Below are 24517 nucleotides of genomic sequence, written 5' to 3'. Positions count from 1 at the left end.
GCGCGCTTTTCGATTAGACTGCCTTTATGAAACGTGTCGAAGCGATCACACGATTGCAGGAATACGCGCCGGCCATCAAGGCGCGCGGCGCGACATCGTTGTTCCTCTTTGGCTCCGCCGCGCGCGATGAAGCGGCGGCGGATAGCGATCTCGATCTTTTCATCGACTATGATCCCGCCAGCCGATTCAACGCATTTGATCTTGTCGGCATTAAACTTTTTCTCGAGGATGAGTTGAAGACTGCGGTGGATTTGACCACTCGGGACGGCCTGCATCCTCGTCTGCGCCATGCGATCGAGAAATCGGCGGTCCGCGTTTTTTGAAGGCGACGCAGCCAAACATCCCATGGCGGAGCGTTCGCGCTATCGGCAATGTACTGCGTCACGAATATCAAGGGCTATCCGATCAAATCATATGGAATGTGGTGGTCGATGAATTGCCGAAACTCAAAGAGGCGATTGCGCGCATTCGGAATAAATTCGATACGACCGGCCCTTCAAAATGACCAAACCCGTCCGCATCGAAGAAAGCTGGCGCAAACATCTCGCTGCGGAATTCGACCAGCCCTATTTCCACGCGCTGCGGGAATTTGTCCGCGGCGAATATGTCGCGGGCCGGATCTATCCGCCGGCGTCGCAGATTTTTCGCGCCTTCGACGAGTGTCCATTCGACACGGTGAAAGCCGTCATTCTGGGGCAAGATCCCTATCACGGCGCCGGGCAGGCCTGCGGCCTTTGCTTCGCCGTGGGCGCCAACACGCCGCCGCCGCCTTCGCTGCAGAACATCTTCAAGGAAATCGAAGCCGATCTCGGCCGTCCGGTTTCGCGCGATCCCGATCTTTCGCGCTGGGCGCGCCAGGGCGTGCTGCTCCTCAACGCCACGCTCACCGTACGCGAGAACGCCGCCGGCTCGCACCAGAACAAGGGCTGGGAGCAATTCACCGACGCCGCCATTCACGCGCTGTCGCGCGAACGCGAAGGCGTTGTGTTCATGCTGTGGGGCGCCTACGCCCGGCGCAAGGGCGCGAGCATCGATCGGCGCAAACATCTCGTGCTCGAATGCGCGCATCCGTCGCCGCTTTCGGCGAACAATGGCTTTTTCGGCTGCAAGCATTTCTCGAAGGCGAATGATTACCTGATCGCACACGCGGAAACGCCGATCGATTGGTGAAGTTCGAGCGCGCAAAAGTCGTGCGCGATCCCTCTCCCGATGGGAGAGGGAAGACGCCTCATTTGCCCGCCGCCGCCTCATGAATCTTGAGCAGCGCTTCGTCCGTCTGGGCGACGCGCGCAAAGCATGGACGAGACGTCACGCGCTCGACATAGGCGGAGATGTGCGCGCTTTCGGGAACAAGGCCGAAACCGACTGTCCACCGCAGCGCGCCGCCCCAAAGAATGTCGGCGGCGGTGAAGCGCTCGCCGAAGAGATAAGGGCCTTGCGTCAATTGCGCGTTGATCAGCGCCATGACGCCATCAAAATCCCCGTAGGGACTTCTGCTTGCGGGCGCCGGCTCGCGCTTCATCGAACGATCGACGATCGCCGGCTCGAACGCCGACCCGTAGAACACGAGCCAGCGCAGGTAAGGCCCGCGTAAGGCGTCGCCAATCGCCGGCGCGAGACCTTTCTGTGGAAAGGCGTCGGCAAGATAGATGAAAATCGCGCCAAGCTCCGTCACAAGCGCGCCATTGTGAACGATGGCCGGCACTTTTCCGAGCGGATTGACGGCGAGGTATTCCGGCTTGCGTTGTTCGCCAAGCTGGAAATTCAACACGCGCAGCTCGTAGGGAACGTCGAGTTCCTCAAGCAGAGTCAGCACGCTAGAGGCGCGTGTGCGCGGCGCGTAATATAGGATCGGATTGTCGTCGTTCATTGGCGCTCTTTGCGTGAAGATTAGGGGACGAACAACAGAAAAATATATGTCGCAAAAACGACGAGATGCACCAGCCCGGTCATCAGATTCGTGCGGCCGGCGCCGAAGCTTACAACGCTCAGCAGCAATGTCAGCAGCAGCAAGACGGTGTCGCGTTTTTCGAGACCGAAGACGATCTCCCGGTTCGTGGCGACGCTCAACAGCGCTACGGCGGGAACCGTGAGCCCGATCGTCGCGACGACGGAGCCGAGCGCGCCATTCAAACTTGTCTGAAGCGCGTTACGGGTCGCGGCGCGGATGGAATTCATGGATTCTGGAAGCAGGACCAGCATCGCCACAGCCGCGCCGGTCACCCGGTTCACGTCGTCGACGCCCCCCCAGCGAAGCGCCTCTTCAAGACCGGGAATGACACGCTCCGCGAGAAGCGAGACGCCAAGCAGGCTGGCGCCCAGTCCCACAACTGCGAATATCGTCACCGCGCGCGAAGGCTTCGCCTCGCCGTGGCCCACGGCCGCGACATGCACGTCGATAAAATAGGACCGGTGCCGCACGGTCTGAATGAAAAGAAATGCGCCGTAGAGCAGCACCGACAGAACGCTGACGAAAATGAGCTGAGTTGTAGACAGAGTAGGTCCGTAGCTCGACGTCGTATAATCAGGCAGAATGAGCGTAAGAACGGAAAGAGCGATCAGGATGGCGAGATAGGCGCTTGTCGCCATCGGCTGGAGTTCCTGCTCGTGATGACGGAAGCCGCCGAGCAGGAGGCAGAGGCCGACGAGGCCGTTGCAAACGATGATGATTGCGGAGAACACCGCCTCGCGCGCTTCGGTCGGATCCTCGTCGCCATGTTCGATCATCGAGGCCATGATCGCGACCTCGATAAATGTTACGGCGATGGTGAGGACGAGCGTGCCATAGGGTTCGCCCGTCTTGGCGCCGAGAATTTCGGCGTGTTGCAAGGCGGCGAAGACGGCCCCGATCAACAAGACCGCCGCGAGAGTCGACGGCATAAAATCGATGGACGCTGGAATTTTCGAGATCCAGCGCTCGCCGAACAAAAAAACCCCGGCCAGCCCCAGCGCCAGCGCCGGAAACAGGACCGCGCCAACGGTGATCCTCGCCGCCTGCATGCCGTCCCCTGATCGTCGCAGCCCAAGCTTTGCCGGACTGTGGCCAGACGGTCAGGCGGGCGCAAGGCGGGGCGCCGGGGAAATGCGCGCTGGCTCGAGGTTCTACACAGAACTTTGGTCCGGGCGGCCGCCTCCAGCGAGTCTTTCCATCGCGGCCGGCGGCGAATAGATCTAGGTGAATGACCGCTCACGCAAATCCGCGCGATCTCCCCCCTGAAGAAGACGATGTCTTTGATGCGCCCGAGGTCGCGGCGGAGGCAGAGGCGGAGCTGTGCGATTCGGGAGCCGAAGCGCCCGAGACGCCCGAAAGCGTCAAGCGCGGCGTCGACGTCATCAAGAAGCATTGGCGGCACGCGCCGAACGGCCCCGGCGTCTATCGCATGATCGCCGAAAGCGGCGAGGTGCTCTACGTCGGCAAGGCGAAAAACGTGCGCAAGCGCGTCGCAAGCTATACGCGTCTCGCAGGCCATGTGAACCGCATCGCGCGGATGATCTCGGCGACGACGACGATGGTGTTCATCTCGGTCGAGACCGAAACCGACGCGCTGCTTTTGGAAGCCAATCTCATCAAGCAGTTGAAGCCGCGCTTCAACGTGCTGATGCGCGACGATAAATCCTTCCCTTACATTTTGATCGCCATGGATCATGACGCGCCGCAGATCCTCAAGCACCGAGGCGCCCGCGCGCGCAAAGGAGACTATTTCGGTCCCTTCGCCAGCGTCTGGGCGGTCAATCGGGCGCTGAACGCCCTGGAGCGCGCATTTCTCTTGCGATCCTGCTCGCAAAGCTTTTTCGACAATCGCACGCGTCCGTGCCTGCTCTATCAGATCAAACGCTGTTCGGGCCCGTGCACCGGCGAAATCTCCATGGAGGAGTACGCCGAGCTCGTGCGGGAGGCGCGGGATTTCCTCTCTGGCAAAAGTCGCAACGTCCGCGAACAGCTGGCGCGCGAAATGACCGAAGCCTCCGAGCGGCTGGAGTTCGAGCGCGCGGCGCGGCTGCGCGACCGAATATCGGCGCTTTCAGCCGTTCAAGGCGCGCAGGGGATCAATCCGCGCAGCGTCGAAGAAGCCGACGTCTTCGCCATCGCCAAGGACGCCGGACGCTTCTGCGTCGAAGCGTTCTTCTTTCGCGCCTATCAGAACTGGGGCAATCGCTCCTACTTCCCGCGCGCCGACGCGTCGCTGTCCGAGTCCGAAGTTCTCGACGCCTTTCTCGCGCAATTCTATCAGGAGCACCCTTCGGCGCGCTGCGTTTTTCTCTCGCACCCGATCGAGGACGACGAGTTGCTCGAAGAAGCCTTGACCGCGCGGCTTGGCCGCCGCGTCGAGGTGCTCGCGCCGCAGCGCGGCGAGAAACGCGAACTCGTGGACCACGCGCTTCAGAACGCGCGGCAAGCGCTCGGCCGCAAGCTTGCCGAAGACGCAAGCCAGCAGCGCCTGCTCGGAGCGCTCGGCCAGGCCTTTGGTCTCGTCTCGGCGCCGCGGCGTATTGAGGTCTACGACAATTCCCACATCGGCGGCGCGCAGGCGATCGGCGCGATGATCGTCGCGGGGCCCGCCGGATTCATGAAAGCCCACTACCGCACCTTCAACATCAGAAGCGCGGAGATCACGCCGGGGGACGACTTCGGCATGATGCGCGAGGTGCTCACCCGCCGGTTCGCGCGGCTCGCCAAGGATGGAGAAACGGAGCAGGATCGCGAGGCTTTTCCGGCCAAGCCCGATCTTATTCTGATCGACGGCGGACGTGGCCAATTCGACGTGGCGCGCGACGTCTTGCGCGAACTCGGAGTCGAAGGGGTGGCGATCGCGTCGATCGCCAAGGGCGCCGACCGCAACGCCGGGCGCGAAACATTCTTCGTCGAAGGCCGCGAGCCGTTTCGCCTGCCGCCGCACGATCCGGCGCTCTACTTTGTGCAGCGCCTGCGCGACGAAGCGCATCGTTTCGCGATCGGCACGCATCGCGCGCGGCGCAAAAAGGAATTCACCAAGAATCCGCTGGATGAGATCGCCGGCGTCGGGCCATCACGCAAACGCGCGCTGCTCCTGGCGTTTGGGTCGGCGAAAGCGGTGTCAAGGGCGGCGCTTTCGGATCTGGAGAAGGTTCCCGGCGTCAACAAGACGACGGCGCGGCTCGTCTATGAGCATTTCCAGCGCGAGTAACGCCAGCGCGCTACTGGCCGCCGCAGGAGACGTCGCCTTCTTGGCAGGTGAGCTGATGCTGCAACCGTTTCGTCTGCTGCTCGGTCACATCCGCGAGACATTGCGCCGCGACCATGCTGTGAATGCTGCCGTCGATCGTCCCCAGAGTCTCAAAGGCGCATTGCGCATCCCGGTATTTGATCCAGGAGTTCTGCGCCTCCCGCAGTTTCGGCTGGCCTGCCGCGCTGATCTTCTTCAGCAGCTTTGCGTAAACGACGTTGAGTTCCGCGTCCGCCTGTTTGAAATTGTCGCCCTCGCACAAATTCATTGCGGTCTGCGTGTCGAGGCGGCTGCAGTCCTTTGCGAGCGCCGAGCTCGACCCATACAGAAACACAAACGCCGCGCTGATGGCGCTGAAACGTCGTAAAAGATAGGTTTTCACCGACCGATCACTCCCTTGCGCCATCGCTATTCCCAGTTGGCACGCTATCATGGGTTGTCATGCGAAAGCTTTTTCGAATCTTTTATCACGCCTATCTCAAGTTTGACCGCGACGACGGCTGGGCGGTCACGAGCTATATCGCGCTCGCAATCCTGACTTCGATGTTTCCGTTTCTCATCTTTCTGACGGCGCTCGCCGGCTTTTTCGGCTTGGGTCAGGAAGCGGACGCCGCGAGAAAACTGCTCTTCGACACATGGCCCCCGGATGTGGCCGGTCCGATTTCCCGGGAGATCAGCAATGTGCTGACGCAGCCGCGCGGCGGGCTGCTGACGCTGGGCGCGATCTTCGCCATATATTTCTCCTCTACCGGCGTGGAAGCGCTGCGCGTCGCGCTGAACCGCGCCTATGACCTCAAGGACAAGCGCCCCTGGTGGCTGACGCGCCTCGAATCAATTCTTTATGTCTTTCTCGGCGCGGCCGCGCTCCTCGCCGTCGCTATTCTGCTCGTGCTGGGGCCTCTCGCGCGCGCGATCGCCGAACGCTACATCCCCGCCCTCGTGCAGGATCTTCAGCCCCTTTACGCGCCGGTGCGCTATGGCGTCACCACCGCCCTGTTGGCCATTGCCCTGTATGCGGCTCATAAATTTTTGCCCGCGGAGCGGCGCAACCTGACCTTCATCGGGCCAGGCATCGCGCTGACGCTGATCGCGTCGCTCGCGCTCGGCGCCGGCTTCGGCGCCTATCTCGCGAGATTCGCCGGCAGCTATGTTTCGACCTACGCCGGCCTCGCCTCGATCGTGATCGCCATCGTTTTTCTCCAGATGCTGGCGGCGATCTTCATCTATGGCGCCGAACTCAATCAGACGGTCGCGACGGGCGGCAACAGCCCAGAAAACCAGGGTTAAGCGCACCTTAACCGAGATTTTTTACGCTGCCCGCATCCGCGCGCCGTTGGCGGCGCTGCGATCAAGCGAGGCTTCTCCTCATATGCGCAGCCATGCAAGGGGCCATTTTACCGAGCAGCTTCGCGAGTTTGCGGCGCGCAGGCTGGCGGAAATCCTGGGCGCCGCCTTGCTCGTGAGCGCCGCCGCCCTCACACTGGCGCTCGTCAGCTGGTCCGCCCGCGATCCTTCGCTCAACCACGCGACCTCGGGCCACGTCCGCAATCTGCTCGGCGGACCGGGCGCGATCGTCTCCGATCTATTGATGCAGCTCGTCGGCTTCGGCGCCATCGCCGCCATCGTGCCGATCGCCACCCAGGGACTGCGTCTCATGCGGCGGCGCCGAATCGGCCGCGTGATGCTGCGCGTCGGCCTCTGTGTCCTTGGCGTTTTCGCAACCGCCGCGACCGCATCGCTTTTGCCCGCGACCAACCGCTGGCCGCTGCCCACCGGCCTCGGCGGCGTCGCCGGCGACGCCATCCTGACCGTTCCACGGCTGATCTTTGCCGGCTCCGGCGTCCTGACCGCGCTCTTTGGCGCCGGCGCCGCTCTCGTCGCGATCCTCGCCGTGACCGGCGCGGCGGGGCTGGGCTTCGAGTCCGAAGCGGATATGCGCAGCCGTTCCTCTGAAGATGACGCGAAGATTCGTCCTGGCGCCGACGATGACGACGACGCCGGCGGTGAACCTGGCGTCGCGTTGATCTCGCTCGGCGCGCTGATTCATCTTGGACTGGCGCTGAAGGCCTGGATGCTGCGCGCCGCCGCAAGATTCAGACGTCGCGCCGCCACGACGGACCGGCCGCCGCCGCCGCGCTATCCGCGCGTCGAGCCGACCTTCGAGGATCTGGACGTTTTTCCCGGCTTTGCGTCGTCGGGAGCCCAAGATCTCGACGAGCCGCCCTTTGAACCCGCGGTCTCCCAGCCCGCGCCTGCGCCCCGCAGGACGCGTGCGCCTGCCCGCGCCGCGCAGCCCCGCTTCAATACGCGCTATGAGACGCCGCCCCTGACCCTTCTCGCCGAGCCGAAGAAGCAGGCGAGCGGCGTCAAGCTCCCGCAGGAGGCGCTCGAGCACAACGCGCGTCTGCTTGAGGGCGTGCTCGAGGATTTTTCCGTCAAGGGCGACATCATCAACGTCCGCCCCGGGCCGGTGGTCACGCTCTATGAGCTGGAGCCGGCGCCCGGCATCAAGAGTTCGCGGGTCATCGGCCTCGCCGACGACATCGCCCGCTCGATGTCCGCCATCTCCGCCCGCGTCGCGGTCGTGTCGGGGCGCAACGCCATCGGCATCGAACTGCCGAACCAGCGTCGTGAGATGGTCTATTTGCGCGAACTCATCGCCTGCGAGGATTTCGTCCGCTCCAACCACAAGCTCGCCATCGCGCTTGGCAAGACGATCGGCGGCGAGCCGGTGATCGTCGACCTCGCCCGCATGCCGCATCTCTTGGTCGCCGGCACCACTGGCTCCGGCAAGTCGGTCGCGATCAACACCATGATCCTGTCGCTGCTCTATCGGCTGAAGCCCGAAGAGTGCCGGCTCATCATGGTCGATCCGAAGATGCTGGAGCTCTCCGTCTACGACAACATTCCCCATCTGCTGACCCCCGTCGTCACCGACCCGAAAAAGGCGGTCGTGGCGCTCAAATGGGCGGTGCGCGAGATGGAGGATCGCTACAAGAAAATGTCGAAGCTCGGCGTGCGCAACATCGACGGCTACAATGTCCGCGTCGCCGACGCGCAGGCCAAGGGCGAGACGATCACCCGCACGGTGCAGACGGGCTTCGATCGCGAGACCGGCGAGGCGATCTTCGAGCATGAGGAGATGACGCTCTCCACGCTGCCTTATATCGTCGTGATCGTCGACGAGATGGCGGATCTCATGCTCGTCGCCGGCAAGGACATCGAGGGCGCGATCCAGAGACTGGCGCAGATGGCGCGCGCCGCCGGCATCCATCTGATCATGGCGACGCAGCGCCCCTCCGTCGACGTCATCACCGGCACGATCAAAGCGAATTTCCCGACGCGCATCTCCTTCCAGGTGACCTCAAAGATCGACAGCCGCACGATCCTGGGCGAACAGGGCGCCGAGCAGCTGCTCGGCCAAGGCGACATGCTCTACATGGCGGGCGGCGGCCGCATTTCGCGCGTGCATGGGCCTTTCGTGTCCGACCGCGAAGTCGAAGACATCGTCGCGCATGTGAAGACGCAAGGCGCGCCGCAATATCTCGACGCCATCACCGCCGAGGACGATGTTGGCGAAGACGGCGAAGCGCCCCTGCCCGGCTCGATGGACGCGGAGGAAGGCGGCGACCTTTACGACCGCGCCGTCAACATCGTGCTGCGCGACAAGAAGTGCTCGACGAGCTACATCCAGCGCCGCCTCTCGGTCGGCTACAACAAGGCCGCTTCGCTTGTCGAACGCATGGAGCAGGAAGGCGTCGTCTCCGCTCCTAACCACGCCGGAAAGCGCGAAATTCTGGTCGGCGGCGGCATCGATCGCGGCGCCTTCGATATCGAGGCGGCGGAGTAGGCTTCGCCCCCAATTCCGCCAACTTATGCTAGGAAGACGGCGACAGCTTCCCCAGAATCGGAACCCGCCGTGACATACGTTCACTTTGCCGCCCTGCTCGCCGCGCTTTCATTCGCCGACCCGGCCGCCGCTGCGACGATCGCGCGCGCGGCGCCGCCATCTCAGGGAAGCGCTCCGGCGGTCGCCGAGAATAAAGCAGCGGAGGCGAAGCCCGCTCAAGCCAGTCCCGCGGAAGCAAGGTCGAAATCGGCTGAGGTCAAGCCTGAGGACGAGAAGAGCGTCGACGCCAAGGCCGTGACGGTCAAGCCCGCGCCTGCCAAGCCCGGCGAGGCGAAGCCTGTGGACCCCTCGTCAGCCGGGAAGAAGGGCGCCAAGCCATCCGCGCAGGGGTCCTCCCCCTCCTCTGCCGCCGCCACGATCGCGCCGCCGCCCGCGCCGGAGCCGGAGAAGCCGCTCACCCGCGCCGAAGCGCTCAAGCGCGCCAACGCATTTTTCAACGCTTCGCCGGTGATGACCGCCGATTTCGTGCAGATCGGCGGCGACGGCAAGCGTTCGGAAGGCAAGCTTCACGTTCAGCGCGCCGGCCGGGTGCGTTTCGAATACGCCCAGCCGGCGACGATGGAAGTCGTGGCCGATGGCGCGCAGGTCGCGGTGCGCGACCGCAAGCTCAATACGCAGGATCTCTACTTCATCACCCAGACGCCGCTCAAATTCCTGATGAAGGACAAGATCGACCTCGAAAAGGACGTCATCGTCGAAGATGTGAAAATCGACGATTCCGGCGTCACCGTCTCTATCGAGGACAAGGCGACCTTCGGCGGCACTTCGCACGTGCGTCTGATCTTCGACCCCAAGACCTTCAAATTGAAGCAATGGGAGGTGAAGGACCCGCAAGGCTATGAGACCTTGATCTCGATCTTCAACATCGACCAGGCGAAGGTGCCGGATCCGACGCTGTTCAAGATCAACAAATAAGCCGTCGGCGATTCGCTTTCGGCCGCGATCGCCCTGTTGGCGCTGGCGCTCGGCCTATCTAGCGGTGGTGACGCCTTCGGGCGTTACGCCGCTTTTTTCTTAGGCGCGAGCAGCTTGCGGTTCATCAGGACTTCCGCGATCTGAATGGCGTTGAGCGCCGCGCCCTTGCGCAGATTGTCGGAAACGCACCACAGAACCAGCCCATTATCGACGGTCGGGTCGGTGCGGATGCGCGAGACATAGGTGGCGTCTTCGCCCGCCGCTTCATGCGGCGTGATGTAGCCGCCGGCTTCGTGCTTGTCGATCACCAGCACGCCGGGCGCCGCGCGCAAAATGTTACGCGCCTCGTCCGCCGAAATCGGCTTTTCGAATTCGATGTTCACCGCTTCCGAATGGCCGATGAAGACCGGCACGCGCACGCAGGTGGCGACAAGCTTGATCTTGGGATCTAGAATCTTCTTTGTCTCCGCGACCATCTTCCACTCTTCCTTGGTGAAGCCGTCCTCCATGAAGACGTCGATCTGCGGAATGAGATTGAAGGCGATGCGCTTGGGAAATTTCTTCGCTTCGACAGGGTTGGCGACGAACACCGAACGGGTCTGCGCGAAGAGTTCGTCCATGCCCTCCTTGCCCGCGCCGGAGACCGATTGATAGGTCGAGACCACGACGCGCTTGATCGTCGCCGCGTCGTGCAAGGGCTTCAGCGCGACGACGAGCTGCGCCGTCGAGCAGTTGGGATTGGCGATGATGTTCTTTTTGGAAAATCCCGCCGCGGCGGCGGCGTTCACTTCCGGCACGACCAACGGCACATCGGGGTCCATGCGCCAGGCCGAAGAATTGTCGATGACGACGCAGCCCTGCGCGCCGATCCTGGGCGCCCATTCCTTCGCGACGGAGCCGCCCGCCGACATGAGACAAATATCGACGTCGGAGAAATCGTAGGAGTCGAGCACCTTGCACTTCAGCGTCCTGTCGCCGAAGGAGACCTCTGTGCCAATCGAGCGCGGCGACGCCAGCGCAACGACCTCCGAAACGGGGAAGCGGCGCTCGGCGAGAATATCGAGCATCTCGCGGCCTACGTTGCCCGTAGCGCCGACGACCGCAACCTTATACGCCATGATCAACTCCAGCCGGCAATCCCGGCGCTAAGATTTCAGAAGGGAAGACCGACCGACATATTTCCCGACGGCGAAACGCCAATAGGCAATTTCCCGTTCGGCGAGTTCGGCGTCTCGTCTTCCTTCTCCTTCTGCTTTCCTCCGGGGGGCGCCGCCTTGCCGGTGGACCATCCCTCAAGCTCGCCAAACTGGCGGCTGCCGCCGCCTTGCTGCTGCTGCTGGCCGGCGCCGGCGCGCGGGGATTGCTGCGCCTTCGCTTTCTTGGCCTTCGGCTGCGTCGTGACAGAACCCGAAGCGTCCAGCGCTCCGGGATCGACCTGAAGCTGCTGCGCCGAGGCGGCCTGAGGGCCGGCGATCAGGCAGGCGGCAATGATAAGCGAAGCGCAACTACGACGAGCGCTGGTCGACATGACGCAGATCTCCCAAGACGTTTGGTCCGTCCTAAACCGGCGGCGCGGCGGGATCAAGGCGGCCCCGCGCTCAGCGCGACTCCGCTTCGTCCTGGGCGATGGCCATGTTTTTAAGCTCAGCGATCGCCTTCGCCGGCGATAGACCCTTCGGGCAGACCTGGGTGCAATTCATGATCGTGTGGCAGCGATAGAGGCGGAAGACGTCGTCCACATAGGAGATTCGATCCGTCGTCGCATCATCGCGCGAGTCCTGCACCCAACGGAACGCCTGGAGCAGCGCTGCGGGACCAAGAAACTTGTCGGCGTTCCACCAATAGCTCGGACAGGCCGTCGAGCAGCAGGCGCACAGGATGCATTCATAGAGCCCGTCGAGCTTGGCGCGCTGCTCCGGCGACTGCAGCCGCTCCTTCTCGGGGTCGGGTCCGGCGCGCAGCCAAGGTTGGATCGCGGCATATTGTTCATAGAAGATCGTCAGATCCGGCACGAGGTCTTTGACCACGGCCATATGCGGCAGCGGATAGATTTTGATCGCGCCGTCGATTTCATCCATGCCCTTGGTGCAGGCGAGCGTGTTCAGCCCGCCGATATTCATCGAGCAGGAGCCGCAGATGCCTTCGCGGCACGAGCGACGGAAGGCCAGCGTCGGATCGATTCGGTTCTTGATCCAGATCAGCGCGTCGAGAACCATCGGCCCGCAATCGTCGGCGTCGATGAAATAAGTGTCGATGCGCGGATTTGCGCCGTCGTCGGGATCCCATCGATAAATGCGCAATTCGCGCAGGCGCTCGGCCCCTTCGGGCTTAGGCCAGGTTTTGCCTTCGGCGACGACGGAGTTCTTGGGGAGGGTGAATTCGACCATCTTAATACACCCGCGCCTTCGGCTCGATGTAGGCCACCTCATTCGTCATCGTGTAGCTGTGCACCGGGCGATAATCGATGGAGGTGGTCTTCCTCTCGCGATCGATCGTCGCGAGCGTATGCTTCATCCAGTTCTTGTCATCGCGACTAGGAAAATCCTCGCGCGCGTGCGCGCCGCGCGATTCGGTGCGGTTGGCGGCGCTTTCCATCGTCGTGACGGCCTGCACGATAAGGTTGTCGTATTCCAGCGTCTCGACGAGATCGGAGTTCCAGATCAGGGAGCGATCGGTGATCTTGACGTCGGCGCCGTCGCGCCAGACGGCGTTAATCTGTTCGACGCCTTCGGCGAGGACCTCGCCGGTGCGATAGACGGCGCAGTGCGACTGCATCGTGCGCTGCATCCTGTCGCGCAATGTGGCGGTCGATGTCCCGCCGTTGGCGTTGCGGAAAAAATCGAGACGCGATAGCGCGAGATCGGCCGAATTCGCGGGGAGCTCCGGCTGCGTATCGTTGGGCTTGATGAGTTCGGCGGCGCGCTGCGCCGCGGCGCGGCCGAAGACGACGAGATCAATAAGCGAATTTGAGCCGAGGCGATTGGCGCCATGCACGGAAACGCAGGCCGCTTCGCCAAGCGCCATCAGACCTGGCACCACCTCGTCGGGATTGCCGTCGCGCTTGCGCAACGCCTCGCCGTGATAATTCGTCGGTATGCCGCCCATGTTGTAATGCACGGTTGGAATGATCGGGATCGGCTGGCGCGTCACGTCGACGCCGGCGAAAATTTTCGCGCTTTCTGAGATGCCCGGCAGCCGCTCGTGCAGAATCTGCGGATCGAGATGCTCGAGATGCAGATAGGCGTGATCTTGATTCTTGCCGACGCCGCGGCCCTCGCGAACCTCGACGGTGATGGCGCGCGAAACCATGTCGCGCGGCGCGAGATCCTTCACTGAAGGCGCGTAGCGCTCCATGAAGCGCTCGCCTTCGCTGTTCGTCAGATAGCCGCCTTCGCCGCGCGCGCCTTCAGTGATCAGGCAGCCCGCGCCATAGATCCCGGTCGGATGAAACTGCACGAACTCCATGTCCTGCAGCGGCAGCCCCGCGCGCAGCACCATGGCGTTGCCGTCGCCAGTGCAGGTGTGGGCAGACGTCGCTGAGAGATAGGCGCGGCCATAGCCGCCGGTCGCGAGCACGGTGAGCGCGGCGCGAAAACGATGGATCGTTCCGTCATCGATCTTCAGGCACACGACGCCCCGACAGGCGCCGTCCTGATCCATGATGAGGTCGAGCGCGAAAAATTCGACGAAGAACTTCGTGTCCAGCTTCAGCGCCTGTCCATACATCGTATGCAGCATCGCGTGGCCGGTGCGATCGGCGGCCGCGCATGTGCGCTGCGCCGGCGGGCCGTTGCCGAAGTCCGTCGTCATCCCGCCGAACGGACGCTGGTAGATCGTCCCTTCGATCGTGCGCGAGAAGGGGACGCCCCAATGCTCCAGCTCATAAACGGCGGGCGGGGCGTTGCGGCACATATATTCGATGGCGTCCTGGTCGCCGAGCCAGTCGGAGCCTTTGACGGTGTCGTACATGTGCCATTTCCAATTGTCCGGCCCCATGTTGCCGAGCGCGGCGGCGATGCCGCCCTGCGCCGCCACGGTGTGCGAGCGGGTTGGAAAGACCTTGGTGACGCAGGCGACGTTCAGTCCCGCCTCGGCGCAGCCGACGACGGCGCGAAGGCCCGATCCGCCCGCGCCGACGACGACGACGTCAAAGGTGTGGTCGACGATCGCATAGGCGCGACCGCCCACCGACACATTTGATGCAGGACCCTTTGCAACCATTGATCAAGCCTTCTCGAATCTCATTCGCGCCGCGCGCAGCGTCGCTGCGTCGTCACAGGACGGGATCATTGCGATCAAAGCAGCGACGTCGCGCTGCTTCCTGCTCTCGCCTGTCACGTCGACGTCCGTGGATTGCATCGTCCGACTACTTCGGCGCAGCGATGAGGAGGATCGCGAGGACCCAGATCACTGCGATGGCGCGCGACGCCCATGTGTTGGCGACGATCGCCTGCGCCTTCAACACTTTGTCGTGCACGTAATCTTCGATGATGTCGTCCATGCCTTGTCGCGCATGGATCATGCCGACCACGCCGAACGCAAGAAGCACGAGTGCGGGAAACGGTCTGCCGATTTCGGCGCGCACGCCCTCGAGCGACTTGCCGGCAAGTCCAAGAATCCACCAGGCGCTTAACACGCCAAGCGGGACCAGCGCATAAGACGTCAACCGCATGAAGCGTGCGTGAGGCGAACCGCTATGGTCGGAGACATAGGCGTCGCCGGGTCCGGTTCGACCGCTCTTGAACCTTGTCGCAACCGTCATGAGTTCGCTCCGCTCAGCTCGCCAGCGTCTTGAAGATGAAGACGAGCAGCGTCAACAGGATGCCGCCAACGAGCGTCCCCTGCGCCAGCAGTTCCCGCCCTTTCGCGTCCATGTAAAGCCCGCGGTCCCAGAGCGCGTGACGCACGCCGCCGAGCAGATGGTGGAAAATCGCCCAAACGATCATCAGCACCAGCAGATTGCCGATGAAGCCCGACCCAATCCAGGAAACGGCGGAGAAAGCGCCGCCGCCAACCGCGGCGCCGAGCAGGAATAGCGCCAGAAGCGCCATGCCGACGTAAAGCCCCGCCCCGGTGATTCGATGCGCGATCGACATCATCATCGTCAGGATGGGCTTGAAGACCGTCAGATGCGGCGACAGCGGCCGCCGCGCGGCGAGCCCGTCAGTGTCGGCGTCTGCCATGTAGAACCCTCTCGCATGCGGCCGATTTCTTCTCGGAACGCTTCCAAAGCAGATAGTTCAAATGTTGCGGCGCCGCAACTACGCGGGCGGCGCCTTCGACGGCCACATATGCAAAAGCCCCGTCTCCGGGGCTTTTGTCGCTCATCCTTGTGGCGTTCGCGTTCAGTAGGCGGCCATTGGCGGGCCGGGAGGCGCAAGGAGCCAGTTAAAGCGATAATTGACGCCGGCGCGCACAGTATTGAGATGCGCGCGCTGCTGGGATTCGACGATGAACGGCGCAACGTAGATAGAGTCGTAATTCGCGCCGATGTTTGTGTAGAGATATTCGACCTTCGCCGACCAGTTCGGGAGGAAGGCGTATTCGAGCCCTCCGCCCGCCGTCCACCCGGTTCCCACGCGGGCCTGAGAGCCAAGCCACCCGTAGTTGAGACGCAGGTCGCCATAGGCGAAGCCGCCGGTGCCGTACAGGAGCAGCTGCGCGTTCAGCAACGACACGCCCGCGCGCCCGCGCACTGTGCCGAACCAGTCGACGCTGCGCGTTGCGCCCCACCCCTGATTGCCGCCGCCGCCGACGCTTGATCCTTGAAAATCGGTTTCGAGACCGACGACGAAGAGCGGGGTCAGCTGATAATTGTAGCCGATCTGGGCGCCGCCGACGACGCCGCCACTGTTCGACGCGCTCGAGGGCGCCAGCCAATGTCCATAGTCGTATCGATCAAGCCACCCGCCGCCAAGATTGAGACCGGCGTAGACCCCGGTCCAGGTGAAGATTGGCGGCGGCGGATAATAGACCGGCGGCGGCTCTTTGCGCGAAGGCAGGTCTGCGGCCGACGCCGACAGGACGGAGAGGCAAGCCGCGACGGCGACGCCGAAAGCTCGTTTTTTCATTGGTCCCTCAATGGTGCGTTCTTGAAACGCCAGCGCCCCCGCCAGTTCTGAAATGAATGATCAACAATGGCGCAATTGCGATAATTTATCGTTCATTTTCAATGTTTAATTGACATGCTTAGCCATCCCTTAACCGGCCTGAATTCCGCCCTGAAGTTGTTAACGCGCCAGCTCACCCCGGCCTGGGGACCGGCCGATCCGACCACCGCCGGCCGCGAGCCCGACGAGCGCCAGCGACGCCAAGAGCGCGCCCGCCCAGAAGGCGGACGCGGACCCAAAGGCGTCCCAGAGCGCTCCGGCGCCGGCGCTGGCCGCAAGTAGCGCGACCCCGCTTGCCAGGTTGAAAACGCCGAAGGCCGAGCCGCGTAACGCCGCCGGCGCGACGTCGGCGACGAGCGCGGCGAGAAGTCCCTGGGTAAGACCCATATGCAGACCCCAAAGCGCCACGCCAAGCCACACGAGCGGCATATGATCGGCGACCGCCAAGGCGGCGTCGGCGGCGATCAGCGTGACAAGGCCCGCCATCAGCGGCGTTTTTCTGTCGCCGCGATCCGAGAAGACGCCGACGGGATAGGAAGCGCCGGCATAGACGACGTTCATCGCCACGAGCGCCAGCGGCGCGAGCGCCACCGGCAGTCCGACGTCGCGCGCCTTCAGGATCAGAAAAGCCTCGGAAAAACGCGCCAGACTGAAGACGACGCCGATCGCCACAACGATCCAGAAGGGGCCGCCGAGCCGACGGACTTCATCGATATGCAGCGGAAAACGCGCCGGCCGCGGCGGGCGGGAGGCTTCCGGCTCGCGCACGCCGAGCGCCAGGACCACAACGGCGAGACCCGCCGGAATCGTCGCGATCCAGAACACGAAGGGGATGCTGTTGGCTGAGAACCACATCGCGGCGACCGCGACCGCCGGCCCGAGAAAGGCGCCGATCGTGTCGAGCGACTGGCGAAGTCCGAAGGCCGCGCCGCGAATCGAGGCCGGCGCGATATCGGCGACGAGCGCATCGCGCGGGGCGCCGCGTATGCCCTTGCCGACGCGATCGATGAAACGGGCGGCCATGATCCAGGCCACATTCGGCGCCAGCGGGAACATCGGCTTGGTGAGCGCCGCAAGCCCATAGCCGATGATCGCCAGCTGCTTGCGGCGTCCGAACCAGTCCGATAGCGCGCCCGAAAAGATTTTCACGATCGAGGCGGTCGCTTCGGCGACGCCTTCGATGATTCCGACTTCCGCCATCGAGGCGCCCATCGCGCCGCCGACAAGATAGATCGGCAGCAGCGCATGGATCATCTCGGAAGAGAAATCCATGAGCAGCGAGACGAGCCCGAGCGCCCAGACGCCGGACGGTATGGCGCGCAGACGGGAAGCGCTGATGAAACTATTCATGACGCCTCGAACAAACGCGCGCCAACCCTCTCTCATAGGCAGGGAGTTAGAACAAGCGCGCGACGACCCTCTCCCTTTGGGAGAGGGTCGGTCCGAAGGACCGGGGTGAGGGGTTATAGCCTCGTAATGACTAGCCGAAAGAGATTCCCTTCATCGCAATACGCAAACTCGCGGGAAGCGGAAACCCCTCACCCGGCTGCTCCGCAGCCACCCTCTCCCGACGGGAGAGGGTTGGCGCGCGCTACGCCTTCAGCGCCTGCGCCAGCCGCGCGATTCCAGTCTCGATTTCTTTTTCGGTGAGCGCGACGAAGCCGAGCATCAGCAGCCGGTCGCCACCGTCATTGTCGTCGAAGCGCAGCGCCGAGCCCGTCGCCAGCGAACAAACGCCAACGCCGACGGCAAGGCCCTTCTTCTCCACCTCGGCGGCGTCCGGAAACCCGTCCGGCAGCTTCCAGACGAGATGCATGCCGGCCTGGTCGCCGTAGATCTCGCAGGCGCCGAAATGATTCCGCAGCGCGCCCAGCAGCGCGTCGCGCCGATCGCGATAAAGCTGGCGGATGCGCCGCAAATGGCGCCCGAACTCGCCGCTCGACATGAAATCCGCCATCGCCGCCTGTTCCAGCCAGCTCTGGCCATTGTTCATCAACATTTTCATGCGCCGCCCGGCTTCGGCGAGACGGCGGGGCAGCACGACGTAGCCGAGCCGCAGGCCGGGCCCCATGCACTTGGAAAATGTGCCGAGATAGATGACGCGCTCGTTGCGATCGAGCCCCTTCAGCGCCGTCAACGGCGAACCGACAAAACGGAAGTCGCTGTCATAGTCGTCTTCCATAATGTAGGCGTCGTACTGCGTCGCCCAGGCGAGAAGCTCGAGCCGCCGCTGCAGGCTCATGGTCACGCCAATCGGATATTGATGCGACGGCGTCACATAGGCGACGGCGCCCCTGGTTTTCGGCAGCCGCGACACGTCGAGCCCGTCCTGGTCCACGGGCACGGGATAAAGCGTCGCCCCAAGGCTTTCGAGCACGAAGGCCGCGCCCTGATAGCAGGGCGATTCGACCACTGCGGTTGACCCCGGGGTCACGAGCAGCCGGCCGACCAGATTGAAGCCGTCCTGGCAGCCGCCGACGATAACGATCTGCTCGGGATCTGCGACGACGCCGCGCGCCGGCGCGAGATGTTTGGCGACGGCGCGCCGCAGCTCCATCAGTCCTGCGGCGTCATTGTAGCTCGTGAGATTGGAGCCGACCGCCTTCAACCGATTCTTGATGTGATGCGACCAGGCCTTGAGCGGGAACGAACGCGCATCGGGCCGGCCCACCCAGAAATCGGCGACGAGACGACGGCGCTCCGGATCGGCGAGGCGATGGGTGCGCAACGTTCCACAGGCCGGCGGGACATCTTCCGCAGCGCCCTGCTCTTCCTTCTGCGGCGCGCGGTGATCGGCCGACAGAAACGCCGTGTCCGGCAGATCCGGCGAAACGAAGGTGCCGACATATGGCTTCGTGCGGATATAGCCTTCGGCGATCAGCCGCTCATAGGCCAGCACGGCCGTGTTGCGCGAGACGCCAAGCTGGCTGCTCAGCTCGCGCGTGGTCGGCATCGGGTCGTCGCATCTGAGCTGGCCGTTGAGGATCATCGACCGGATCTGGTCGAAGATCTGGTTCTGCAGAGTGTTCTTGTCTGACTCAGCCAGAATGATCGACAGTTGCACATGCCCGCTCTTGACGATGGGCGTCGGACGATCCGTGGTCGTAAAGGTCATCGCTGCAATCTCCCCTGGGCGGAAGCTAATGCGCTTCTAACCCGCGCGCATAGGTCCACAGGGAACGTAAGCATTGGCGCCAACTTTCGAGCCCATTGCTAACTAGCACGCCAGCCAGAGAGGAGAACTGTTTCGATCTGGCGCCATCAGGTTGCTTGCTCCTGGCGCTTTTACTTGGACGCACATTGGGGAAAGCTGCAGTTGACCAATCAGAGGCGCCAAGAAAAATCGAGGGAGACTAAAATGTCGTTTTCGAACTCGCGCTTCGTGCCCCTCGCGTTTTGGGTTGGTTTTCTCGCCCTGGGCCTCGCCACCAACGTCAACCACGAGCAAAAGACCCGCGGGGTCGCCCACAGCAGGCAGGAAATGAGCGTCGCCAGCGCCTCGGCCAAGCGCCTGCCCCTGCTGATCCAGGACCGCACTCAGATCGTTCGCGATTAAGCGCGTGACATATTGCTCCTCTGCGCCGCGCGAGCGGCGTTTTTTTTTACGCTGAATTCCTATGGTTTGCGCAGGGGCACGAGACGGTTCAGCACGGTGATGGACAAGAAGCCGCCGATCCAGGCGCCCACCGCCGCGAACGCCACATAGGCCCAGTTCGACGTATAGCTGATCACCGCAAAGGCCGAGAGCAGATACCAGATGCTGCTCCAGCTCGCGGCGGCGACGCGCCGACGCTCCGACACGGCGGCGTTGAAGAACACATAGACCGCGTCGGTGATGGCGGTCGAGACGGCGACGCCAATTCCGATCAGCGGGTCAATCGCAGGCAGGTCCATGGTCTCCTCCGCTTTCGCCCCGTCAGGGCGAGAGCAGCTATGGGCGGGGAGACAATCTAAGGCAATCGAGACTGGCGAAGCAGTTCGCCAAACGATCGATAGGACCACACACTCCGCGACGCTTGCGGTTGAAAAATCAGCCAGACGCCGATCCAAAGAGAATACCGCGATCCAATCATCATAGTGACGTCGGAACGATCCCCATGACAATTCAATCCTAGAACGAATTCTCTCGCAGCGGCCTTGGGAACTCTATCATCTCATCGCTTCCATAGGGGTCGGGCCCGTAGCGATTTGAACCAGTTTGCCCTCGCCTGAAAACGGTTTCGAGCAATAACCACAGCTGTATCAGCGCAAGCACAAAAACGATGACGTAGAGCGGTGTTGATTTAAAGTCTTCAAGCGCTCGGCTGAATACTGGAATTCCTAAGGAGACGGCGGCGAACCACCCGGACAAACCACGGTCATGGAGCCGCCTAACGAATGTGCCCAAGCTTGAAATGAGCACTAATCCACACGCAGCAGCAGTAACAAAGGCTCCATAGCGAAGCCCGTGCGCTGCTAGGAAGATAGCAATAACGATCAAAGCGAGGGTAACAAATACAAGTCTCATACTTATTCGCAAATAGGCACTTCTGCTAAGACGTCCTTTAGGCGAGAGATAACTCGCAAGATTTTCGGAAAAAGAACCCATTTGTAAAATTCACTCCTATCAGTAGCCCGCCTTCTATTTTAAAACGATGCTTATTTAGCGATACCTAATGACGACAGCTTGTCCGTCTCTCGAATTATCCTGCGCGAGAGCGCCGGCCACCCAGGAAACTAGGGCCGCGCCTCACGCCTATTTCCTTTAAAGAATGACATTGATCTTAAATGGTGGGCGCGACAGGGATTGAACCTGTGACCCCTACGATGTCAACGTAGTGCTCTCCCGCTGAGCTACGCGCCCCCAGGCCCGTGGGCCGGAGCGCCCGTCTATACTGACGTACGCGGCGAGGCGCAAGCGGGCTTTGCCTGCGACCTTGGGAATCAGCCTCGACCGCAAGTCACGGAAAGAATTGACGTTCCGTAAAGACCGTGGGCTTCGCGTGCAAAAGTTTTGTGACGTGGGGCGATTTCGAGTCTTGCGGCGCGCCCGCTTTGTGGCAGACTTAACGCCGCTCCCGCTTGTCGAGCGGAGAGCAGTTAAGGAGGTTTCGCATGTCCTTGCAGGGCCATATCGTCGAACTCCAGCGCCGCCACGACGCGCTCAAAAAGGAGATCGAGCAGGAACAGCTGCATCCCCAAGCGGACGAATTGAAGATCCTGGAACTCAAGCGCAAGAAGCTGCAGATCAAGGACGAACTCGTCAAATTGTCGATTAGCGAAACGCGACATTAGCGTTTCCCTTCGCTCACTTTCTGCTTCACGCCATGGGCGGAGAGAGATCTCCGCCTTATTTTTTTGGCATTCGCGCCGCGGCGCGCGATTTGCGAGACCTCGTCCTTATGCCCGTTACCGAGCTTTATCGCCCCGAGACGTTACACGAAGGTCTGGGCGAGCCCTTCTTCGACCGCGTCGCACCCGCCACGTTCCCCGAACATCGACTCCGCTACCGCAATCAGCGCTGGGCGGCGCGGGTCGGCCTCGACGGGCTGAGCGATGCGGAGTGGATCGAACATTTGGGGCGTTTCTCGCCGCTCCCGGGCGGGTTCGCGCATCCGCTGGCGCTGCGCTATCACGGCCACCAATTCCGCGTGTACAACTCGGATCTCGGCGACGGTCGCGGCTTCCTCTTCGCGCAGTTGCGCGACGCCAAGGACGGCCGTCTGCTCGATCTCGGCACCAAGGGTAGCGGCCAGACTCCCTGGTCGCGGCGCGGCGACGGGCGGCTGACGCTCAAGGGAGGCGTGCGCGAGATTCTGGCGACGGAGATGCTGGAGGCGCTCGGGGTCGACACCTCCAAGACCTTCAGCCTGATCGAAACGGGCGAGGCGCTGATGCGCGGCGACGAACCCTCGCCGACGCGCTCCAGCGTGCTGGTGCGCCTGTCGCATTCGCATATTCGAATCGGAACGTTTCAGCGCCTCGCCTTCCATGACGACGCCGCGGCGATCGAGAGGCTGCTCGACCACGTCTGCCGCCACTATTTTCCCGCCATCGCCGATCTGCCGGCGGCGGAAAGGGCCCTCGCCTTTCTCGAAGAGGTCGTCGCGCGGGTCGCCCGGCTCGGCGCCGGCTACATGGCGTCAGGCTTCGTTCATGGCGTGCTGAATTCCGACAATATCAACGTCACCGGCGAAAGCTTCGACTACGGACCATGGCGCTTCGCGCCGGTCTACGACCCGACTTTCACCGCCGCCTATTTCGACGAAAGCGGGCTCTACGCCTTTGGCCGTCAGCCCGGCGCGCTCGGCTGGAATCTGTCCCGTCTGGCCGAATGTCTGATCCCCCTTATCGGGCTAAAGACCGCCGAAAAGGTTCTGGCGACCTTTCCCAACTCTATCCAGCGGGAATTTCGCGCGGCGCTGCTCCATCGGCTCGGGCTCGCCTCTGCCGGCGACGAAGTTGACGCGGCGCTGGCGAAGGCCTTTGTCGATTTTCTGACAGTGACGCAGGCCCCCTTCGAGCGGACCTTCTTCGACTGGCGCGGCGGCATGGCGTCCGCGGCGCGCGCCAAACACAGTCCGTCGGCGGCGCATTACGAAGCCGAAGCTTTCACGCCGCTGCGCGCCGCTTTGGCCGAACACGAGCCGGCGCCGACTGCGCGCCTGGATCACCCCTATTTCAAGGGCGCGGCGCCCTGTACGATGCTGATCGACGAGGTCGAGGCGCTTTGGGCGGCGATCGCCGAGCGCGACGATTGGGCGCCGCTCTACGCCAAGATCGCTGCAATCGAGGAGATGCGGAGCGCCTATGAATGACGACAGAGCAATTCGCTTGAACGCGCCATCGCTGCGGCGCGATAATTGCGCTCCAGAGCCATCGATTCCCCAGCGTTCAATGGCTAACGGCGGCTGTCAATGAACGATACGAGCGAGATCGACATGAGCGCGACCCGCGCTGAAGTCGCACGGCTTCGGCTGGAGCATCACGATCTGGAAACCGCGATCGACGCGTTGCTGGCGGTCGGCGTCGCCGATCAGCTGCAGATTCAGCGGCTGAAAAAACGCAAGCTGCTGCTGCGCGACCGCATCGCCTATCTCGAAGACCAGCTCACGCCCGACATCATCGCTTAAGCTGGATTGGCTTCGTCCCTCCCGCCGCTCGGTAGCCGGATCGCCGCTTACGGCCGCCCCCCCGCCACGAAGCCGAGGGCGCGAAGCAGCAGCGGCATGGTGAGGCCCTGAACCACAATCGAGAAACCGACCACGGCGAAAGTGATGGCGAGTATCTCGTCGCGTTGCGGCAGATCGCCCGGAAGCGACAGCGCCAGGGCGAGCGCAAGCGCGCCGCGCAAGCCGCCCCACCAGAGAACATGCTGCTCGCGAAAAGAGATCTTCCATCGCGAAATGAAAAACAACGAACTCAATGGATAGACGACGACGGCGCGCGCGAAAAGCACCGTCGCGATCCCCACGGCCAGCGCCGTCGCCCCGACGGCGCCGAACGGGGTCGACGCCACATCCGCGCCAATCATAAGGAACACCATGGAATTGGCCAGGAAAGCCGCGAAATCCCAAAAGGACAGAACGAATTCGCGCCCCTTGAGGGTGATGTAGCCGCCTTCCTGCTCGCTCAGCAGGCCCAGATTGCCCATGACGAGACCGGCCGTCACCGTCGCCAGCACGCCGGAGACATGGAAATATTCGGCGACCAGAAACGAGCCGAACGCGGCGATGGTCGTCAGCGCCGCTTCGATGAGATGTTCCGAGGTGCGCAGCGAGGCGAGGATGGCGGCCCCGCCGAACAAGGCCCCGACAACGACGCCGCCGAACACGACTTTCACAAGAGTGAGGGCGGTCGCCGCGGCGCTCTGGTCCGCGCCGCCGCTTTGCACAAAGGCGAGCGCCATGACGAAGAGCACCGCCGCAGCGCCGTCGTTGAGCAGGCTTTCGCTTTCGACCAGCAGCCGCATGCGGCCTTTGATCCGGTTGTCCTTGAACATCGCGATGATCGCGACCGGATCCGTCGCCGCGATCAGCGCGCCAAACAGCATCGCCGAGAAGAGAGGCCAGCCGAGCAACGTCGTCATCGACGCCGTGACGACGGCTGCGGAAACGACTGTTCCGATTCCCGCGAGCGCGAGCAAAGGCAGCGAATCGCGCACCAGTTCGCGCCAGGACAGGGTCAGCGCCGCCTCGAACAGCAGCGGCGGCAAGACGAGGTCGAAAATCAGATCATGAGTCAGATGCGGCGCGAAGTCAGCGCCCGACAACGCGACGGCGGCGCCGACGATGACCAGCCCGACGGTATAGGGCAGTCTGATTTGACGGGCGGCGATCGCGACGATCATCGCCACCGCCAGCACGGCGACCGCTTGCCTCAGGCCTTCATCCATAATT

The 24517-nt window shown here is 62.9% G+C and carries 26 protein-coding genes and 1 tRNA gene; 11 read left to right on the top strand and 16 right to left on the bottom strand.

Translation table 11 applies throughout. The features are described 5' to 3' along the window. The first annotated feature begins 26 nt into the window (after positions 1–26). Genes EHO51_RS03975 through ung form a run of 3 tightly spaced genes read left to right on the top strand, consistent with a single transcriptional unit; the run spans position 27 to position 1170 of the window. Positions 27–323 carry a nucleotidyltransferase family protein gene (locus EHO51_RS03975; protein ID WP_018407705.1) on the top strand — a complete coding sequence of 99 codons (297 nt, stop codon included), beginning with the start codon at positions 27–29 and terminating at the stop codon, positions 321–323. Continuing rightward, entirely contained in the window at positions 320–505 is a 186-nt protein-coding gene (locus EHO51_RS03970; protein WP_245434733.1) for a HepT-like ribonuclease domain-containing protein, read from the top strand. Before EHO51_RS03975 ends, EHO51_RS03970 begins: the two co-directional genes overlap by 4 nt. Continuing rightward, positions 502–1170 (top strand): uracil-DNA glycosylase, encoded by a 669-nt coding sequence (gene ung, locus EHO51_RS03965; protein WP_124737799.1) that lies wholly within the window; start codon positions 502–504, stop codon positions 1168–1170. The genes EHO51_RS03970 and ung overlap by 4 nt, the downstream gene beginning before the upstream one ends. 58 nt (positions 1171–1228) lie before the next feature. Here ung and EHO51_RS03960 read toward each other — a convergent pair whose 3' ends face one another. Both EHO51_RS03960 and EHO51_RS03955 read right to left on the bottom strand, forming a co-directional pair. Continuing rightward, a complete protein-coding gene (locus EHO51_RS03960; protein WP_124737798.1) occupies positions 1229–1870 on the bottom strand; it encodes a glutathione S-transferase family protein in 642 nt (213 codons plus the stop codon). Positions 1871–1890: 20 nt separating this feature from the next. Next, positions 1891–3000, bottom strand: coding sequence for a calcium:proton antiporter (locus EHO51_RS03955; RefSeq protein ID WP_124737797.1), 1110 nt, complete (start codon positions 2998–3000; stop codon positions 1891–1893). A gap of 179 nt (positions 3001–3179) precedes the next feature. Here EHO51_RS03955 and uvrC point away from each other — a divergent pair, with 179 nt between their 5' ends. Beyond that, positions 3180–5165 (top strand): excinuclease ABC subunit UvrC, encoded by a 1986-nt coding sequence (uvrC, locus tag EHO51_RS03950; RefSeq protein ID WP_124737796.1) that lies wholly within the window; start codon positions 3180–3182, stop codon positions 5163–5165. A 10-nt stretch (positions 5166–5175) separates the two neighbouring features. On the opposite strand, the gene EHO51_RS03945 is transcribed toward uvrC, so the two are convergent. After that, positions 5176–5610, bottom strand: a complete 435-nt coding sequence (locus EHO51_RS03945; RefSeq protein WP_245434732.1) for a lysozyme inhibitor LprI family protein — start codon at positions 5608–5610, stop codon at positions 5176–5178. Between the two features lie 35 nt (positions 5611–5645). Here EHO51_RS03945 and EHO51_RS03940 point away from each other — a divergent pair, with 35 nt between their 5' ends. The 3 genes from EHO51_RS03940 (at position 5646) to EHO51_RS03930 (ending at position 10029) form a co-directional block, all read left to right on the top strand. After that, positions 5646–6491 carry a YihY/virulence factor BrkB family protein gene (locus EHO51_RS03940; protein ID WP_124737795.1) on the top strand — a complete coding sequence of 282 codons (846 nt, stop codon included), beginning with the start codon at positions 5646–5648 and terminating at the stop codon, positions 6489–6491. Positions 6492–6573: 82 nt separating this feature from the next. Further along, positions 6574–9054 carry an FtsK/SpoIIIE family DNA translocase gene (locus EHO51_RS03935; protein ID WP_124737794.1) on the top strand — a complete coding sequence of 827 codons (2481 nt, stop codon included), beginning with the start codon at positions 6574–6576 and terminating at the stop codon, positions 9052–9054. 69 nt (positions 9055–9123) lie between these two features. Beyond that, positions 9124–10029, top strand: coding sequence for an outer-membrane lipoprotein carrier protein LolA (locus EHO51_RS03930; protein WP_124737793.1), 906 nt, complete (start codon positions 9124–9126; stop codon positions 10027–10029). Between the two features lie 83 nt (positions 10030–10112). Here the strand turns inward: EHO51_RS03930 and EHO51_RS03925 are convergent, their stop codons facing one another. The 9 genes from EHO51_RS03925 to EHO51_RS03885 form a co-directional block, all read right to left on the bottom strand. After that, positions 10113–11147, bottom strand: coding sequence for an aspartate-semialdehyde dehydrogenase (locus EHO51_RS03925; RefSeq protein ID WP_124737792.1), 1035 nt, complete (start codon positions 11145–11147; stop codon positions 10113–10115). A gap of 35 nt (positions 11148–11182) precedes the next feature. Continuing rightward, complete coding sequence (locus EHO51_RS03920; RefSeq protein ID WP_124737791.1) at positions 11183–11557, bottom strand: hypothetical protein; 375 nt, start codon at positions 11555–11557, stop codon at positions 11183–11185. Between the two features lie 70 nt (positions 11558–11627). Then, a complete protein-coding gene (locus EHO51_RS03915) occupies positions 11628–12416 on the bottom strand; it encodes a succinate dehydrogenase iron-sulfur subunit (protein WP_124737790.1) in 789 nt (262 codons plus the stop codon). A 1-nt stretch (position 12417) separates the two neighbouring features. Beyond that, positions 12418–14250, bottom strand: coding sequence for a succinate dehydrogenase flavoprotein subunit (gene sdhA, locus EHO51_RS03910; RefSeq protein ID WP_124737789.1), 1833 nt, complete (start codon positions 14248–14250; stop codon positions 12418–12420). 145 nt (positions 14251–14395) lie between these two features. After that, positions 14396–14791 carry a succinate dehydrogenase, hydrophobic membrane anchor protein gene (gene sdhD, locus EHO51_RS03905; protein ID WP_124737788.1) on the bottom strand — a complete coding sequence of 132 codons (396 nt, stop codon included), beginning with the start codon at positions 14789–14791 and terminating at the stop codon, positions 14396–14398. Between the two features lie 13 nt (positions 14792–14804). Continuing rightward, positions 14805–15212, bottom strand: coding sequence for a succinate dehydrogenase, cytochrome b556 subunit (gene sdhC / locus EHO51_RS03900; protein ID WP_124737787.1), 408 nt, complete (start codon positions 15210–15212; stop codon positions 14805–14807). Positions 15213–15374: 162 nt separating this feature from the next. Continuing rightward, a complete protein-coding gene (locus EHO51_RS03895) occupies positions 15375–16100 on the bottom strand; it encodes an outer membrane protein (RefSeq protein WP_124737786.1) in 726 nt (241 codons plus the stop codon). 159 nt (positions 16101–16259) lie between these two features. Next, positions 16260–17489: an MFS transporter gene (locus EHO51_RS03890; RefSeq protein WP_124737785.1), complete on the bottom strand. Its 1230-nt coding sequence runs from the start codon at positions 17487–17489 to the stop codon at positions 16260–16262. Positions 17490–17730: 241 nt separating this feature from the next. Further along, the gene (locus tag EHO51_RS03885; protein ID WP_124737784.1) at positions 17731–19254 is read right to left on the bottom strand and encodes a PLP-dependent aminotransferase family protein; all 1524 of its coding nucleotides are present in this window, start codon (positions 19252–19254) and stop codon (positions 17731–17733) included. Positions 19255–19497: 243 nt separating this feature from the next. On the opposite strand from EHO51_RS03885, the gene EHO51_RS03880 reads away from it, so the two are divergent. Next, positions 19498–19695, top strand: coding sequence for a hypothetical protein (locus EHO51_RS03880; protein ID WP_124737783.1), 198 nt, complete (start codon positions 19498–19500; stop codon positions 19693–19695). Positions 19696–19754: 59 nt separating this feature from the next. Here EHO51_RS03880 and EHO51_RS03875 read toward each other — a convergent pair whose 3' ends face one another. From EHO51_RS03875 to EHO51_RS03865, 3 genes are all read right to left on the bottom strand, one after another. Beyond that, complete coding sequence (locus EHO51_RS03875; protein WP_029651216.1) at positions 19755–20033, bottom strand: hypothetical protein; 279 nt, start codon at positions 20031–20033, stop codon at positions 19755–19757. A 217-nt stretch (positions 20034–20250) separates the two neighbouring features. Then, the gene (locus EHO51_RS03870; RefSeq protein WP_124737782.1) at positions 20251–20727 is read right to left on the bottom strand and encodes a DUF805 domain-containing protein; all 477 of its coding nucleotides are present in this window, start codon (positions 20725–20727) and stop codon (positions 20251–20253) included. Positions 20728–20907: 180 nt separating this feature from the next. After that, positions 20908–20982, bottom strand: a tRNA-Val gene (locus EHO51_RS03865). 251 nt (positions 20983–21233) lie between these two features. Here EHO51_RS03865 and EHO51_RS03860 point away from each other — a divergent pair. The 3 genes from EHO51_RS03860 to EHO51_RS03850 all read left to right on the top strand — a co-directional run bounded on the left by EHO51_RS03860 (position 21234) and on the right by EHO51_RS03850 (position 23251). Continuing rightward, positions 21234–21413, top strand: a complete 180-nt coding sequence (locus EHO51_RS03860; RefSeq protein WP_124737781.1) for a YdcH family protein — start codon at positions 21234–21236, stop codon at positions 21411–21413. Between the two features lie 107 nt (positions 21414–21520). After that, positions 21521–22936, top strand: coding sequence for a protein adenylyltransferase SelO (locus EHO51_RS03855; RefSeq protein ID WP_124737780.1), 1416 nt, complete (start codon positions 21521–21523; stop codon positions 22934–22936). A 99-nt stretch (positions 22937–23035) separates the two neighbouring features. Next, positions 23036–23251, top strand: coding sequence for a YdcH family protein (locus EHO51_RS03850; RefSeq protein ID WP_029651219.1), 216 nt, complete (start codon positions 23036–23038; stop codon positions 23249–23251). 47 nt (positions 23252–23298) lie between these two features. On the opposite strand, the gene EHO51_RS03845 is transcribed toward EHO51_RS03850, so the two are convergent. Continuing rightward, positions 23299–24513, bottom strand: coding sequence for a cation:proton antiporter (locus tag EHO51_RS03845; RefSeq protein WP_124737779.1), 1215 nt, complete (start codon positions 24511–24513; stop codon positions 23299–23301). Positions 24514–24517: the final 4 nt, after the last annotated feature.

Source organism: Methylocystis rosea, from assembly GCF_003855495.1.
GTDB lineage: Bacteria > Pseudomonadota > Alphaproteobacteria > Rhizobiales > Beijerinckiaceae > Methylocystis > Methylocystis rosea_A.
This window is presented reverse-complemented; position numbering and strand designations above follow the sequence as displayed.

Excerpts from the sequence above, each read along its gene's own strand:
- EHO51_RS03975 (WP_018407705.1), top strand. The coding sequence starts at position 27 with ATGAAACGTGTCGAAGCGATCACACGATTGCAGGAATACGCGCCGGCC.
- EHO51_RS03955 (WP_124737797.1), bottom strand. The coding sequence starts at position 3,000 with ATGCAGGCGGCGAGGATCACCGTTGGCGCGGTCCTGTTTCCGGCGCTG.
- EHO51_RS03925 (WP_124737792.1), bottom strand. The coding sequence starts at position 11,147 with ATGGCGTATAAGGTTGCGGTCGTCGGCGCTACGGGCAACGTAGGCCGC.
- sdhD (WP_124737788.1), bottom strand. The coding sequence starts at position 14,791 with ATGACGGTTGCGACAAGGTTCAAGAGCGGTCGAACCGGACCCGGCGAC.
- EHO51_RS03870 (WP_124737782.1), bottom strand. The coding sequence starts at position 20,727 with ATGGGTTCTTTTTCCGAAAATCTTGCGAGTTATCTCTCGCCTAAAGGA.
- EHO51_RS03960 (WP_124737798.1), bottom strand. The coding sequence starts at position 1,870 with ATGAACGACGACAATCCGATCCTATATTACGCGCCGCGCACACGCGCC.
- EHO51_RS03845 (WP_124737779.1), bottom strand. The coding sequence starts at position 24,513 with ATGGATGAAGGCCTGAGGCAAGCGGTCGCCGTGCTGGCGGTGGCGATG.
- EHO51_RS03920 (WP_124737791.1), bottom strand. The coding sequence starts at position 11,557 with ATGTCGACCAGCGCTCGTCGTAGTTGCGCTTCGCTTATCATTGCCGCC.
- EHO51_RS03855 (WP_124737780.1), top strand. The coding sequence starts at position 21,521 with ATGCCCGTTACCGAGCTTTATCGCCCCGAGACGTTACACGAAGGTCTG.
- EHO51_RS03915 (WP_124737790.1), bottom strand. The coding sequence starts at position 12,416 with ATGGTCGAATTCACCCTCCCCAAGAACTCCGTCGTCGCCGAAGGCAAA.
- sdhA (WP_124737789.1), bottom strand. The coding sequence starts at position 14,250 with ATGGTTGCAAAGGGTCCTGCATCAAATGTGTCGGTGGGCGGTCGCGCC.
- EHO51_RS03850 (WP_029651219.1), top strand. The coding sequence starts at position 23,036 with ATGAACGATACGAGCGAGATCGACATGAGCGCGACCCGCGCTGAAGTC.
- EHO51_RS03885 (WP_124737784.1), bottom strand. The coding sequence starts at position 19,254 with ATGACCTTTACGACCACGGATCGTCCGACGCCCATCGTCAAGAGCGGG.
- EHO51_RS03945 (WP_245434732.1), bottom strand. The coding sequence starts at position 5,610 with ATGGCGCAAGGGAGTGATCGGTCGGTGAAAACCTATCTTTTACGACGT.
- EHO51_RS03935 (WP_124737794.1), top strand. The coding sequence starts at position 6,574 with ATGCGCAGCCATGCAAGGGGCCATTTTACCGAGCAGCTTCGCGAGTTT.
- EHO51_RS03940 (WP_124737795.1), top strand. The coding sequence starts at position 5,646 with ATGCGAAAGCTTTTTCGAATCTTTTATCACGCCTATCTCAAGTTTGAC.
- ung (WP_124737799.1), top strand. The coding sequence starts at position 502 with ATGACCAAACCCGTCCGCATCGAAGAAAGCTGGCGCAAACATCTCGCT.
- sdhC (WP_124737787.1), bottom strand. The coding sequence starts at position 15,212 with ATGGCAGACGCCGACACTGACGGGCTCGCCGCGCGGCGGCCGCTGTCG.
- EHO51_RS03880 (WP_124737783.1), top strand. The coding sequence starts at position 19,498 with ATGTCGTTTTCGAACTCGCGCTTCGTGCCCCTCGCGTTTTGGGTTGGT.
- uvrC (WP_124737796.1), top strand. The coding sequence starts at position 3,180 with ATGACCGCTCACGCAAATCCGCGCGATCTCCCCCCTGAAGAAGACGAT.
- EHO51_RS03895 (WP_124737786.1), bottom strand. The coding sequence starts at position 16,100 with ATGAAAAAACGAGCTTTCGGCGTCGCCGTCGCGGCTTGCCTCTCCGTC.
- EHO51_RS03890 (WP_124737785.1), bottom strand. The coding sequence starts at position 17,489 with ATGAATAGTTTCATCAGCGCTTCCCGTCTGCGCGCCATACCGTCCGGC.
- EHO51_RS03875 (WP_029651216.1), bottom strand. The coding sequence starts at position 20,033 with ATGGACCTGCCTGCGATTGACCCGCTGATCGGAATTGGCGTCGCCGTC.
- EHO51_RS03860 (WP_124737781.1), top strand. The coding sequence starts at position 21,234 with ATGTCCTTGCAGGGCCATATCGTCGAACTCCAGCGCCGCCACGACGCG.